Origin of the sequence: Vibrio sp. R78045 (assembly GCF_042466085.1) — a bacterium.
GTDB lineage: Bacteria > Pseudomonadota > Gammaproteobacteria > Enterobacterales > Vibrionaceae > Vibrio > Vibrio cyclitrophicus.
In genome coordinates, this window is the sequence record NZ_JAXHBS010000018.1 from 150,238 (window position 1) to 164,726 (window position 14,489).

The 14,489-nt window shown below is 42.7% G+C and carries 12 protein-coding genes; 11 read left to right on the forward strand and 1 reads right to left on the reverse strand.

The annotated features are described in order from the left end of the window. The first annotated feature begins 91 nt into the window (after positions 1 to 91). Positions 92 to 1,462: an MATE family efflux transporter gene (locus tag SJY39_RS22370; protein ID WP_010440918.1), complete on the forward strand. Its 1,371-nt coding sequence runs from the start codon at positions 92 to 94 to the stop codon at positions 1,460 to 1,462. A gap of 141 nt (positions 1,463 to 1,603) precedes the next feature. Here the strand turns inward: SJY39_RS22370 and SJY39_RS22375 are convergent, their stop codons facing one another. Continuing rightward, entirely contained in the window at positions 1,604 to 2,446 is an 843-nt protein-coding gene (locus SJY39_RS22375; RefSeq protein ID WP_016793298.1) for a DNA ligase, read from the reverse strand. A 298-nt stretch (positions 2,447 to 2,744) separates the two neighbouring features. Between SJY39_RS22375 and SJY39_RS22380 the strand changes: the two genes are divergently transcribed. The 10 genes from SJY39_RS22380 (at position 2,745) to SJY39_RS22425 (ending at position 14,453) form a co-directional block, all read left to right on the forward strand. Next, on the forward strand, positions 2,745 to 3,074 hold the full coding sequence (locus SJY39_RS22380) for an STAS domain-containing protein (protein ID WP_010440922.1): 330 nt from the start codon (positions 2,745 to 2,747) through the stop codon (positions 3,072 to 3,074). A 60-nt stretch (positions 3,075 to 3,134) separates the two neighbouring features. Beyond that, positions 3,135 to 3,968 carry an OmpA family protein gene (locus SJY39_RS22385; RefSeq protein WP_016790727.1) on the forward strand — a complete coding sequence of 278 codons (834 nt, stop codon included), beginning with the start codon at positions 3,135 to 3,137 and terminating at the stop codon, positions 3,966 to 3,968. Continuing rightward, positions 3,965 to 6,064, forward strand: a complete 2,100-nt coding sequence (locus SJY39_RS22390) for an SLBB domain-containing protein (protein ID WP_016795303.1) — start codon at positions 3,965 to 3,967, stop codon at positions 6,062 to 6,064. Before SJY39_RS22385 ends, SJY39_RS22390 begins: the two co-directional genes overlap by 4 nt. Further along, positions 6,064 to 6,753, forward strand: a complete 690-nt coding sequence (locus tag SJY39_RS22395; RefSeq protein ID WP_065612511.1) for a tyrosine-protein kinase family protein — start codon at positions 6,064 to 6,066, stop codon at positions 6,751 to 6,753. The genes SJY39_RS22390 and SJY39_RS22395 overlap by 1 nt, the downstream gene beginning before the upstream one ends. Positions 6,754 to 7,365: 612 nt before the next feature. Then, a complete protein-coding gene (locus tag SJY39_RS22400; protein WP_010440931.1) occupies positions 7,366 to 8,358 on the forward strand; it encodes an ABC transporter substrate-binding protein in 993 nt (330 codons plus the stop codon). A 259-nt stretch (positions 8,359 to 8,617) separates the two neighbouring features. Next, a complete protein-coding gene (locus SJY39_RS22405) occupies positions 8,618 to 9,517 on the forward strand; it encodes a proline/glycine betaine ABC transporter permease (protein ID WP_010440933.1) in 900 nt (299 codons plus the stop codon). Then, complete coding sequence (locus tag SJY39_RS22410) at positions 9,510 to 10,754, forward strand: glycine betaine/L-proline ABC transporter ATP-binding protein (RefSeq protein WP_010440936.1); 1,245 nt, start codon at positions 9,510 to 9,512, stop codon at positions 10,752 to 10,754. The genes SJY39_RS22405 and SJY39_RS22410 overlap by 8 nt, the downstream gene beginning before the upstream one ends. Before the next feature lie 397 nt (positions 10,755 to 11,151). Continuing rightward, positions 11,152 to 11,574: an Hpt domain-containing protein gene (locus SJY39_RS22415; RefSeq protein WP_010440937.1), complete on the forward strand. Its 423-nt coding sequence runs from the start codon at positions 11,152 to 11,154 to the stop codon at positions 11,572 to 11,574. 211 nt (positions 11,575 to 11,785) lie between these two features. Continuing rightward, positions 11,786 to 13,315: a sigma-54 dependent transcriptional regulator gene (locus SJY39_RS22420; protein WP_016793297.1), complete on the forward strand. Its 1,530-nt coding sequence runs from the start codon at positions 11,786 to 11,788 to the stop codon at positions 13,313 to 13,315. Next, on the forward strand, positions 13,296 to 14,453 hold the full coding sequence (locus tag SJY39_RS22425; RefSeq protein ID WP_010440941.1) for a glycosyltransferase family 4 protein: 1,158 nt from the start codon (positions 13,296 to 13,298) through the stop codon (positions 14,451 to 14,453). The genes SJY39_RS22420 and SJY39_RS22425 overlap by 20 nt, the downstream gene beginning before the upstream one ends. The last annotated feature ends 36 nt before the right edge of the window (positions 14,454 to 14,489 follow it).

The following is a 14,489-nucleotide window of genomic DNA, read 5'->3' on the forward strand; positions in this document are numbered from 1 at the left end:
AGTGGAAGCTTAATGATCAGCGTCTTTGATTTCTTCAGAGTGTCCATTCCCACATTTTCAATCTAATTTAATCTCTAATCTGGAGTAATTTGTGCATCGTTACAAAGAAGAAGCCTTGAATCTAATCAAACTTGCGACCCCAGTGTTGATCGCATCTGTGGCACAAACCGGAATGGGTTTTGTCGATACTGTGATGGCAGGTGGCGTAAGTGCGATTGATATGGCCGCAGTATCTATTGCTGCGAGTATTTGGTTGCCTTCGATTTTGTTCGGTGTCGGCTTGCTGATGGCATTGGTCCCTGTTGTTGCTCAACTTAACGGTTCTGGTAGACAAGCAAAGATTCCATACGAAATTCAACAAGGCATAGTGCTTGCGTTAATTATCTCATTACCAATCATCGGTGTACTGTTCCAAACTCAAGCAATACTTGAGCTGATGGATATAGAAGTCTTAATGGCGAAAAAAACCATTGGCTACATGTATGCAGTCATGTTTGCGGTACCAGCCTTCTTACTTTTTCAAACTTTGAGAAGTTTTACTGACGGCATGTCTTTGACGAAACCCGCGATGGTCATTGGTTTTATCGGTTTGTTATTGAATATCCCGCTCAACTGGATGTTTGTATACGGTAAGCTTGGCGCACCGGCTCTTGGTGGTGTTGGCTGTGGCGTCGCAACCGCTATCGTATACTGGATAATGTTTGCTCTGTTGTTTGCGTATGTGCTGACTTCAAAACGACTAGCGAAGATCAACATCTTTGGTCAATTCCATAAACCAGAGTTAAAGGCACAAATTCGACTGTTCAAACTCGGCTTTCCTGTTGCTGCTGCTCTGTTCTTTGAAGTGACCTTGTTTGCTGTTGTTGCGCTTCTGGTCGCTCCATTAGGCTCATTGATTGTTGCTGCGCACCAAGTTGCGATCAACTTCTCGTCTTTGATATTCATGATTCCAATGAGTATAGGCGCAGCTGTCAGTATTCGTGTTGGTCATAAGTTAGGTGAAAACAATACCGAAGGCGCAAAGATTGCTACACATGTTGGCATAATCGTTGGTTTGGTGACTGCATTGATGACAGCGGCCCTGACAGTGTTGTTCAGAGAGCAAGTATCATTGCTTTACACAGAAAACACAGCAGTAATCACCATTGCAATGCAGCTGCTTATTTTCGCTGCGGTTTATCAATGTACTGATGCAATTCAAGTGATAGCTGCGGGCGCTCTTCGTGGATACAAAGACATGCGATCGATTTTTAACATTACTTTCGTCGCATACTGGTTACTTGGCCTACCGATCGGTTACATTTTAGGTATGACAGATTGGATTGTTGAGCCTATGGGCGCTCACGGCTTTTGGATTGGTTTCATTATCGGTCTAACATCAGCCGCTATTATGCTAGGCATGCGTCTTCATTGGATGCATAAACAGGATGATGACGTGCAGCTCGAGTTTAGTTCTCGTTAATTTAGCTCTCAACAAACAGCAAGAATCGATACCTTATAAAAAGAGCTCTGATTTTCAGGGCTCTTTTTATAAGGTAAGCGTAGACAGGCATTTATTTCTAAGTCGATATAGCATTTGTCGGGTCACTATATCGAGTATGTCTTAATATTCACTTTTCTCTCTGACAAAACGCGCAAATTTGGGCTTGCCATTTTGAGTGAATCCGTTGTATCGAAAGGTAATTCGACTACCAATCTCTGGCGGCGCCAATCTCAATTTATCGCTAAACCCGCTTCCTATGTAAAACTCAACACCCCCTTCGGTATGAACCAGTATCGAACCCATCATTCCTTTGTATTTACCCGTCCCACCTTTATAGCCAATCACCGTTGCTTCGGCATCGTGGTGCCTTTTCAATTTCAACAAATCATTACTTCGACCTGCTTGATAGCGACTGGTGATTTTACGCAGCATCAAACCTTCACCATTACGTTCATCCACATTGTCTAATTGGTGAAACAAGGTCTCTTCGTTATGAATTGGATAATGCTCGACATAACCAACGTGGGACTCATTAATCACACTGACCCAATGAATAATATTGTAATAGCGTTTCTGATAATCACCTGCTGCGCCAGGCATATCAAACAACATAAGATCAATCTTTCTCCATGCGGTATCACTGGGTATATGATCCAAAACAGTTTGTTGAACGATATGAAAATTACCTCTTCCAGCCCACAACTCTCCTTCTAACTGAACTTTTGGCAGTTTTTCTATAAACCAATTAGGTGCATAAATTCGGTTGCCATTGCGAGTATAAAGATGTTCGCCATCCCACAAGGCTCGAATACCATCTAGCTTTTCACTGGTCCAGTATTGAGAAACATCGATGCCTTGCTGGTAGTTGTTGGCTAAAACCAAGTGTTCTGGTGGTAAGTAAGAAGAATGAGATGTGAATGAACAAGCCCAAAGGGTCGCAATCGCCAATTTCGTTAATCTCATTGTTTGCTCTCTTTTTATCCCAAGTACGCTATATCCTAAATGGTCCTTAGTTTCAGTATGTGGTATTTAATTAAAGATGCGACTCAACCATCAACCTTATTCGGACTAGCGTTTCATTCGCAAAACTAATTGGTTATAGCTCTCAAAAAGCCACTCATTTTTAGTTCTCAGAATGAGAATTTAACTTTCTCAATATGATAACCAATTCAAACACCAATTTAAGCTATTGAAAATAAACAATATAAAAGTTGGCATATTACGTGCTCTTGTTAACTCATACATTCAAGGAGATAACGCTATGGAATTACGTAAGATTGACTTAAACACAACCACATTGACTCTTTCAATTTTTGGTAACCTAGACGCAGCGGGTAGCCGAGATGCTCAAACCGATATTGATGATGTTATTTCAAACGATGGTCACCAAGAAATCGAAGTTGATTTCAGCCAAGTTCAGTTTCTTGATTCATCAGGCGTGGGGGCTATTGTATACATGTTCAAACGTCTTACTGAGCGAGAAAGGAACATGCGCTTAGAAAATGTATCAGGCCAACCACTTGAAATCATGAATTTATTACGCATCGGTCACGCGATCCCAGTTAACTCAAAAAATCCTACTAATTCATGAAGATCCACTAAGCTAGAAGTAACAAAAAATAATAATAAAAAGAAAAACAAGGACGTTGGCATGAAAATACTGAAAAACTACATAGCCCTTTCTCTGTCTGCTCTACTTCTGGGTTGCACAAGCTACCCAGAACATGGTACCGGCGGATTAGCTGAAAGTTACGATTCCACAAACTATCAAAATTCAGATTTCTCGCCTGTTATGCCAGACGAACCTCTAGGCCCAGAACACGGCCTGCGTTTCGATTGGCAACTAGCAAAACTCCATCTAGATGCCCTAATACAAGAAGGGGCACGTTGGTGCTTCCCTGCGGCTGTCGTTCAAGCTATCGAAAAACAAAACCGTATCGCTCGTGAACTGCAAGGCGGATTGCTGTTAGATGCAGCTAACGATTTGGTTATCCAAAGAAAGCGCTTGAATGAACTGGAAGTTCAACTTGATTACGTGACTTCTCAAGCGCGTTGCGAGCCACCTAAAAACGAAAACCAATTCCGTATGCAACTTTCTGTCATTCAGCAACTGTACGATTTACTCAACGTCGACAACCAATTCGCTGAAAACTCAACTGAAGTTAACCCAAAATACATGGGACGACTTGCTGAAGCGACCAACCTATTGAAAGAACACAAATCGCTGGACTTAGTTGTCACTGGTCATGCCGATGCTTCAGGTCCTGAAGAATACAACGACAAACTGGCACTTGGACGTGCTAAACAAGTAGAACGTTACCTAACTATATTTGGGTTAGATGCTCTTAGAATTAAAGCTGTTTCTGTTGGTGAAACCGTACCACTTTTCGAAGGTGAAACAGACGGGACACACCTGACCAATCGCCGAGTAAGTATTGAAATTATTTCGCCTGAAAATGCTGAGAAAATGGGAGGTGCGCTATGAAAATTATAATGACGCTGATTTTCAGCATCTCGCTTTGTTTTTCGACACTGACCACTGCTGAAGATGAGTTTACAGGTGCAGTACAAGTGGGCGATCTTATTCAAGTTAATGTACCCGGTGAAAGCACTTTGAACACAGGCTTCCAAGTCGACAAGCGCGGCCGAATTACCCTTCCTGAAGTCGGCACTGTGTTTGTTGCGGGTTACGATAATGACCAATTAAATAAAGTAGTGTTAGAGGCACTGGCAACCGCTTACAAAGATCTATCAAACGCTTCCGTTTATGTGAAAGAACAGCAAATTATTATCTCTGTCCAAGGTTACGTTGAGCAACCTGGTGAGTACACATTGTCACTGGGTTCTAGCATTCAGATGGCATTGTATGCTGCGGGTGGTTTACGTCCCGGTGCACAATTAGACAAACTCATCCTAAAGCGTGGCTCCGATAACACAGAATTTAACTACAAACGTTTCTTAGATTCAGGGGACGAATCAACTCTTCCAACCCTTCAATCGCTCGATTCGTTGTTTGTTCCAGCGTCTCCTTTAGTGGGCAACATTGAACAAGAGTTTGATGCCGCGAAGCTTGCTAACTCAGGTGATAGCGCTGATTCTCGTAACTCTATCAAGGTTTTTGGTGAAGTAAATGCTCCAGGCTCTTTTACCTATAAAGAAAACTCAGACTTAGTCGACGTATTGATGCGATCTGGTGGCGTAACGCGTTACGCAAGTGTCGAGCAAATCCGTGTTATCTCGAACAACACACCGACTCTGTTCAACTTAAAGCGCTATCTAGATTCCGGCGATGAAAGCATGCTTCCAATTCTCCGTCCGGGTTCAACGGTTTTTGTCCCTAAACAGGAAGAAGAGATTAAATCTGGTGCGAACACGGTTTATGTCATGGGTGAAGTTGCTGCGCCTGGTGCTTTTGAAGGAAAAAAAGGCGCGACCTTTATGGACATATTGGCTAACGCAGGAGGCCCGACTCGCTTTGCTGAATCGAGACAAATCCGTGTGATCAAATCCAACGGTCGCGTACTTAAGTTCGATCTGGCCGCTTATACAGAAGGTCTTGCAAATTCAGCTCCCCCTTCAATTCAAGCGGGTGATGCGATTTTTGTTCCTGAGAAAACAGACATGAACGAAAAATCATGGTTAAAAATCACACCAGACAGAGCCGTTAACGTGATTGGTGAAGTGAACCGACCTGGCCGTATCGAATGGTCAGATGAAATGAACTTCATGGGCTTGTTAGCACATGTTGGCGGTCCAACACTACGTGCAGACACCTCAAAGATTGAAGTTGTGACAGGTAGAAAGTTAGTTGTGTTTAATCTTGATGAGTTCATTAAAAATGGCGCACCGCGTGATCAAATGCCTTATATACGAGCAGGTTCTATCGTAAGAGTGCACGACTTACCACAAGACCCATCCGACAATAAATCACAATGGGTACGTCAAAGCTCAGACGCTTCAATCTACATTTTTGGGCAGGTGAATGCGCCAGGTCGTTACCGCTTTACAAAAGACATGCACTTCTTAGATATCTTGTCAGCAGCTGATGGTCCAACTAAGGACGCTGACATACATAATGTTCGTGTTACACACCGCGATAAAACTTATTCTAAGGTCAGTAAACTAAACCTGTCGCTGTATTTTGAAACAGGTGATGAATCGTTACTGCCAAACGTAACTACTGGGGATACAATCTACATCCCAGAAAAAGGCAAAAACTGGTTAGATACACCAAAAGAAGAGACGGTTCGTGTCCTTGGTGCCATTAACAACCCTGGTCGATATGTGTTTAATGACAACATGACCATTCTTGATATCTTGGCCGAAGCCGCAGGCCCTACAGACAGTGCTTACGTAGAAAAAATTACCATTGTGAACATGTCTTGCTGCCAAGGGCAAGCTCGCACCTTTGACCTTGTTGAATTTAGTAAAACTGCCAATATTTACAACCTACCGGTGCTGCGCGCAGGAGACACGATTTACATCCCTGACCGCCGTGAAAGCTTTATTGAAAAAGCTCGTGTAGGTTTAGACGACATCTTACGCATCACGACCACTATCGTCCTAATAGGAGCGTTATAATGACTATTTCAGCAACACATGCCGAAGTTGAACAATTGTACCTAGCTTCAGAACTTAACGATCAACGTTCAATTTGTGTCACTGCTTGCCACTCTGGTGACGGCGTAACATCCGTTGCTACTTCACTTGCAGAGCGTTTCTTATTGGCGGGTCATTCGACTCTATATGTTGATCTTAACTTGTTTAATCCCGCTTTTAAGAATGTGAACGTGCTTGAAGAAGATCAGTCGGGGCAACTTATTGAACACATCGAATCACAGCGCATGTTCATAGGCGTCCCAGCTCCGGACGTGGTATCGACTCAATTGGCATATAAAGACCCAGCAACGCTTCAAAAAGCAGTGACTCAATGGTTAGAAAAGTATGACCGTGTGATCGTTGACACCTCACCTTTGCTCAATATTAATAAAGGCAATATTCCAGCTCAATCGGTTGCGAGTGCTTGTGATGGTGCGCTGCTGGTTGTTGCTTACGGAGAAACATCAATCCATCACCTTGCTCAAGCGAAGAAATTACTCGAAGCGAAGAGTATTTCTATGATGGGTTGTGTGATGAACATGAAACAACACCCTAGTTTTGCTCAAGAGCTTGTTAGACAGGTGAATCGGATGAAGTTTATCCCTCAAAAAGTTCGCGACAACTTGGCGAATAGACTTCATCGCAATGAATTCTTGAATTTACCAATGTGATGGCCTAATTCTTCAACAGAATTAGGTTTCGGCACCATTTGTATCAAATACTTTGAGCTCGTCAGATAATAAGATTTAAATAGCATTTACTCGCTGCCATTCTAAAGTGACAGAGACCTGTTTAGTCGTTTCCCTTTACTTTTCACTCAAATCAAAATTGATAATTTTTGCCGAAATTAACTGTTAAAATCAGATTTTAAAGCACATTCAACGCATTTCACACTCGCCAATCATGGTCTTAGCACCTTCAAATCCACTCTAAAATCAACACCTCTGTGCCTAATTTCGCTGGAATGTGACCCAGACTGTTAAAGTGCCACGTAGATCGCATCAAAGATGGAATTTGTACGATTATTCCCTAAGATTATAAATAGAGGTGGTTTTTGACGAATTTGTAATAGTTTGACAAAGTTATCCGATGGCTGTGAAACACAGTGGATGAATCAAGCGAATCACACTTATCTGCTTTGCGCGCTTATCTACTCTGTTTTATCCCATCCCTCCTTCTGCTCAAATGGTTCAATACACGGAAAGGATCACCATCGAGCAATTTAGTTAGTCAAGTGACCTTGATTAGCTTGGTTGTATTATTAAAGAGAAAGGAAACTCAATATGAAATACAAGTTAAGCTCCGTATTTTTGTTAGTAGCAGCAGCCAGCGGTAATGCTAACGCTGGAGAATGTGGCAGCGTAACAATCGCAGATATGAACTGGAACTCTGCAACACTGATCGCCAATATCGACCAATTCATCTTAGAACATGGTTATGGTTGTGACGCTGAACTTATCCCTGGTGACACCATGCCAACTGGCACTTCTATGATTGAAAAAGGCCAACCCGATGTCGCACCAGAACTTTGGAGTAACAGCCTTAAAGACGCACTTGATAAAGGTGTGAACGAGAAACGCCTCCGCTATGCAGGAAAAGCACTAGTAAACGGTGGTGAAGAAGGCTTTTGGGTTCCAGCTTACTTAGTTAAACAGTACCCGGAGATGGCGACCATCGAAGGTGTACGTAAAAACGCAAGCATGTTTAAACACCCTGAGGACCCAGATACATCTGCATTCTACAGCTGTCCAGCTGGTTGGAACTGCCAAATTAGTGCCGGAAACTTGTTTGAAGCGCTTAAGTTAGAAGATAGCGGCTTCACTATTGTTGACCCAGGATCGAGTGCCGGTTTATCTGGGTCGATCGCAAAAGCTTACGAACGCGAAGAAGCTTGGTTTGGTTATTACTGGGCACCGACTGCCGTTCTTGGTAAATACGACATGGTGAAAGTTGACTTTGGAAGTGGCGTTGACGAACAAGAGTTCCTTAACTGTACAACTAAAGAAGACTGTGACTCACCGAAAGCTACCATGTACCCGCCTTCGCCAGTCCATACTATTACGACAGAAAGTTTTGCGTCACGCGCACCCGAAGCGTACGACTACTTTACTAAGCGTGGTTTCACTAACGACAAAATGAACTCACTTCTTGCTTGGATGGAAGATAACCAAGCAGATGGTGAAGAAGCGAGTATCCATTTCTTGAGCGAGTTCCCAGAAGTGTGGCACCCATGGGTTTCGGAAGAAGTGGCTAAGAAAGTTGAAGCTGAGCTGTAATACTACGTTTGGCAATAGCCAAACTTACTAAGTTTGATCGCCGTTATTTTTGAACATCGCTAGATTCACTGATAGCTAGGAGTCAACGATAACTGCAGTTCAACAATCATTACGCTCAATAAAATGGAAATAACGTCGCTATACTTGATGTTATTCATGATTCGGAGCCTTGTTCGCTAACACTACTTTAATTACCCCTAACTTATAAAAATGGGGTTAGCTTAGCGAACAAGTGGCTCCGGACTATAAGGATATAAAAATGGCTGACAGCAATTGGTTATCAAGCTTTCCTGAGATGGAACGCTCTGATTTGCGAGCAATAAAAAAGGCGCTAGATGGCGCATACCGTGAATTTTCCCGTGAATACGGAGAAATGATCGAATCACTATTTGATCCCCTTCTTTCCTTCCTTGTTTGGTTTGAAAAACTCCTTATTTCGACCCCTTGGCTTATCGTACTTGGCGTTTGTACCGCTCTAGTTTACGCCGCGAGTCGTTCTTGGAAATTGGCTTTGGGTTGTGTCTGCTCCCTGCTTCTCATCGGTTACTTTGGTATGTGGGAAGATACGATGCGGACACTCAGTATTATAACAGTATGTACTTTAGTCTCCATTTTCCTAGGGATCCCAATTGGTATCGCGATGGCTCGTTCTAATCGCGTGCAATCAATCGTGACACCACTCCTCGACATCATGCAGACCATGCCTGCGTTCGTTTACCTAATCCCAGTAGTGATGCTTTTGGGTATTGGTAAAATCCCAGGTTTAATCGCCGTTGTGATTTACGCTATCCCACCAGTAATTCGTCTTACTAACCTTGGTATACGCTTAGTAGATAAAGAAGTGTTAGAAGCCGCGACAGCATTCGGGGCAAGTAAGAAACAACGTTTGTGGGGTGTTCAGTTACCGCTTGCGATGCCAACGATTATGGCCGGTATCAACCAAACCATCATGATGGCACTGTCTATGGTTGTTATCGCCTCAATGATTGGCGTTAAAGGCTTAGGGCAACCGGTTCTTAAATCAATCACTAACCAATATTTCACTTTAGGCCTAATGAATGGTTTCGCGATTGTGGCTTTGGCTATCTTATTTGACCGAGCTTCACAAGCTTATGCACGTAGAACCAACGCACACCTAGGAGGATTCAAACATGACTAAACCATTGATTGAAATTAGTGGTCTATACAAAGTGTTTGGACCAAAACCAATGTCAGTGATGAACCGAGTTACCAACGGCGAGCACAAAGATGCCATATTGGCAGACACTGGTCACACTGTTGGTTTAAAAGAGATTAACCTAGAAATTAACCGTGGCGAGATATTCGTTATCATGGGGCTTTCTGGTTCTGGTAAATCGACACTAATTCGTCACTTCAACCGCCTAATTGACCCGACTCAAGGTAAGATCACCGTCGAAGGTATTGATGTCATGAACCTTAATACCAAAGAACTAGAAGAGTTTCGACGCCATAAAATGTCGATGGTTTTTCAACGTTTTGGTTTAATGCCCCATCGAACGGTCATTGAAAACGTTGCGTACGGTCTCGAAGTTCAAGGGATCAAGAAACAGCAGCGGCTAGCAAAGGCGACTGAGTGGCTTGAAACCGTTGGGCTTAAGGGTTATGAGCAACAATACCCTGCTCAACTCTCTGGCGGTCAACAACAACGTGTCGGCTTATCGCGTGCTTTATGTACTGACGCTGAAATTCTACTGATGGATGAAGCCTTCTCGGCGCTCGATCCGTTGATTCGAAGCGAAATGCAAGATCAACTGATCGAGCTACAAGAGAAACTTCATAAAACGATTATCTTCATCACCCACGATCTCGACGAGGCACTACGTTTAGGTGACCGAATTGCAATTTTGAAAGATGGTGAGTTGGTCCAACAAGGTACGCCTCACGAAATTCTGCTTAACCCTGCGGATGATTATGTTGAAGCATTTGTAAAAGACGTGAACCGCGCGCGTGCATTAACGGTTGAGACGGTGATGCAGCCTCCTCTTTACCGCATCACTTCAGAAACGATTGAAGGTGCGCTTGCTCAAATGAAGATGCTGAAAAACGATTACGCTTACCACGTAACAGATGAGGGCTATCAAGGCTTAGTCACTCAAGAAAGCCTGCAAGACGCCGTGGAAGATGTGTCAGTACACGACTTCAGTGAAGAGATATATGAGGAAGTACCAGCGGTACTTCCTGATGCTGTTATCGAAGAAATATTGCCTGATACAATGTCATGTGATTACTCCCTACCTGTTGTTGATGAAGATGGTAATCTTAAAGGCGAACTAGAACGAAGTGCTGTTGCTGAAATATTCACTGAGAATAGCGAGGAAGAAGTAGAGCCAGCCCCAAAGCCGAAACCAAAGATTGATATTGATAAGGCTTCTTAGCTTAATTTGTTCGCTCTTAAGCTTTTAAGCTTCGGAGTTTATCGTTAGTTGGCACTTAACTAACTGCAATAGCCTAGGCCACTGTATGAATAAATGCAGTGGCCTTTTTCTTTTCTTAGCTTTCAGCGTGCGTCTCTTTGCTTGTCATTCTGACTCAATCTAATGCAAATTCGTTTACTAATCACCTAAGTTCATATTTCTTGAGTAAATATTAGAAAAATCAGAGTATTACTTCTATAACTTTACTAGATACACACTTCCATATTAACTGATTCATGCCATAGTTTTTAAGCCAAGCAGTTGAAATTATTCTAGAAAATGACTAAAACTTAATAATACTCATGGATATTAGCCTCAAGCTAACGTATTTCCTCAACACACAATGAAAGGATTTAGTGTGAATAATTCGACTTTAGCTTCAGAAACATCTGCTGGTTTGAATGAACAAGCGAATGCACAACTGGCCGATACAGAGCTTGTAGATGAAAGTATCTTAGAACAAATGATTCGTGATACGAGTGCAGAGATTATTCCAATTTTAATCGATCATTACGTAGAAGAATCACAAATCCGTTTGGCCGCAGTAAGACAAGCAGCCAAAAATAACGATATTCAAGCTCTAGAGTTTGAAGTTCATACCGTCGGCAGCACTGCACTCGCGTTAGGTAACCGCCCTCTGTCTGTGCTCGCTCGAACGTTAGAAAAACAATGTTTAGAACAAAAGCATGATGAAGTATTTCTTAGAGTTGATGAACTGTTAGAGCTTGCAGAACGTTCGATTAAAGCCCTACTAAAAAGAAAAGACCAAGGCTTTGGTTAAACCTATTTGAATATCAATGTTGGCTAGTTGCCGCTATAACATCACTCTTGTAAAGACAAGCTTAAGCATAGTCAGTGTCAGCGATCGCTAAAGCCAATTGTTTATTAGAATATTGCATGCGGTAGGTAACAATTACACTAGTTTCGTATTGATGGTCACATATCACTATGTTATTGATTGGTTAGGATAAAGTTTCAAAAGGAATTATACAATGCGCCCTAAAGTATTGTTGGTTGAAGACTCCACCTCCCTTGCCGTACTTTATAAACAGTACGTTAAAGATGAGCCATACGACATATTTCATGTCGAAACTGGCGCTGAAGCAAAAACATTTATAAAGAGACATGCACCACAGCTCGTCATCCTCGATTTAAAACTACCGGATATGCCAGGCGAAGAGGTCTTAGATTGGATCAGTGAGAACGAGGTTCCGACTGCGGTTATCATTGCAACAGCACACGGCTCTGTGAATATCGCCGTTGACCTCATTCAACGAGGTGCAGAAGATTTCTTGGAAAAACCCATTCAAGCAGATCGCTTAAAAACATCGGTTAATCTTCACTTGCGCAGAGCGAAGCTCGAAAACTTGGTCGACGATATTCAAACCAAATTCGATCGTGACCGATTCCATAATTTCATAGGCTCTTGCCTACCGATGCAAGCCGTTTACAAAATCATTGACTCAGTTGCGCCAACTACAGCCAGTGTTTTTATCAATGGTGAGAGTGGTACAGGTAAAGAAGTCTGTGCGGAAGCGATACACCAAGAAAGTCAACGTAGCGATAAACCGTTCGTTGCGATTAACTGTGGCGCTATACCTAGAGACCTAATGGAAAGTGAAATCTTCGGTCATATCAAAGGTGCTTTTACTGGTGCGACAACCGATCGAAAAGGTTCAGCCATGCAAGCTCATGGCGGCACCTTATTTCTCGATGAGCTTTGTGAAATGGAACTGGAGATGCAGAAAAAGCTCCTCAGGTTCTTACAAACAGGTACTTTCACACCACTCGGTGGTAACCGCGAGATTAAAGTCGACGTTCGAATCATCTGCGCAACCAACCGCGATCCACTGGTTGAAGTGGAAGAAGGCCGGTTCCGTGAAGATCTATACTACCGTGTGCACGTTGTGCCTATCGAGATGCCACCACTAAGAGAACGCGGGAGTGACATTGTCACCTTGGCGAACCACTTCTTAAAGCTATATGCCAAGCAAGATAAGAAAAAATTCAGATCGATAGATAAAGAGACGCAAGCGTTGTTGAAGCGTTATCCTTGGCCAGGCAATGTTCGTCAATTGCAGAATGTCATTAGAAATATCGTGGTGTTGAACAATGAAACCAGTGTGACTAAAGATATGGTGCCGCCACCAATTAATAAAACGGACATCAGAACGTCCAAAAGTGTCAATCCGATACGAAATATGTCGCCAGTAGCAGTCCCCCAACATTCAGCGCCCCCTGAAACCAAGTTACCACCCTTGACACCAGAGGAACTCGAACTCAACTCTGCAACTCAACATCATCAAATACCAGCGCAACAGGCACCAATGACACCGCCATTAATGACCACCGACGGTGCAATTCGTCCGATGTGGCAAATTGAACGCGAAGCCATTCAACACGCGATTAATCATTGTGATGGTAATGTACTAAATGCAGCAGTATTGCTAGAGCTAAGCCCTTCTACTGTTTATCGTAAGAAACAGGCTTGGGAATCGGAAGATGAGTACAATCAAGCCTAGTCATACGGTCCTAACACACCTTACATCGGATCAAGAACAATTGGCTCTTGATCCAAATAAAATTAAGTCAAACGAGATTTGGTTGTTGATCGACAGCCAAACCTTTGGAGGAATCGAAACTCATGTTATTGAATTAGCCCTCGGTTTAATTGAGCACCAAAAACAAGTAAGAGTCGTCCTTCTCACCAAGTTCACCCAAGAACCTCCAATCATTCAACGCTTAACTCAATTACAAATCCCCTTTTGTAACCTTTGCGATCTTGCACCGAATGGTTCGAATGTGTTGTCGCAGATCAGACAAGCAGTTGACCAACATAGACCATGTCTCATTCATGCTCACGGCTATAAAGCGAGTATCATGAGTAAGGTGACAAAGTTATCCTTGGTCAAGCCCAACAAGTTGTATCAGGTATCCACTTACCATGCCGGTGAAACGCCAACAGGAAAAGTGTGGTTGTACGATTTTTTAGATCGATACAGTGGTTTTATCTCAAATCACTCTTTAGTAGTGAGCGACAAAATAAAGGATAAGATCCCCTCTCAAACGACACTGCTCAATAATTTCATTTCAATTCCAGAAAGCCCATCGTCCCTTTTTGCTTCTGGTTTCGTTAAAGATGTTAAAGAAGATACGACAACTATCTATGATATAGGTTTTGTTGGGCGTTTGAGTCACGAAAAAGCAGCCGATAGGTTCGTGACGCTGGCCAACTCACACCCAAGTCATCGATTTCATATTTTCGGAGATGGTCCAGAAAGACAAATATTAGAGAACAACCCGCCTACCAATCTTACATTCCATGGACACCAATCATGTATGGATTATGCTTGGCAAATCATCGATGTGTTGGTGATACCTTCTCGATATGAAGGATTACCGATGGCGGCACTCGAAGCAATGGTACGTGGTATTCCAGTAATCGCGGCTGCGGTAGGTAATTTGCCACAATTGATTGAACATCAAACCAGTGGTTACATTGCCAAAAATGAAACTGAACTCAACACTTGCTTAGAAAATTGGTTGCGACTTTCACTTAAAGGAAAAACAGCGATGAGTCATAAAGCAAGAAACACGATCGTCGAAAGGTACTCTCCACAAGCGGTTATTCCCCAAATATTGGATTGCTATGATTGCTAATTGTCATCGAATCAACGCTTTTCGTCGATAGATTCT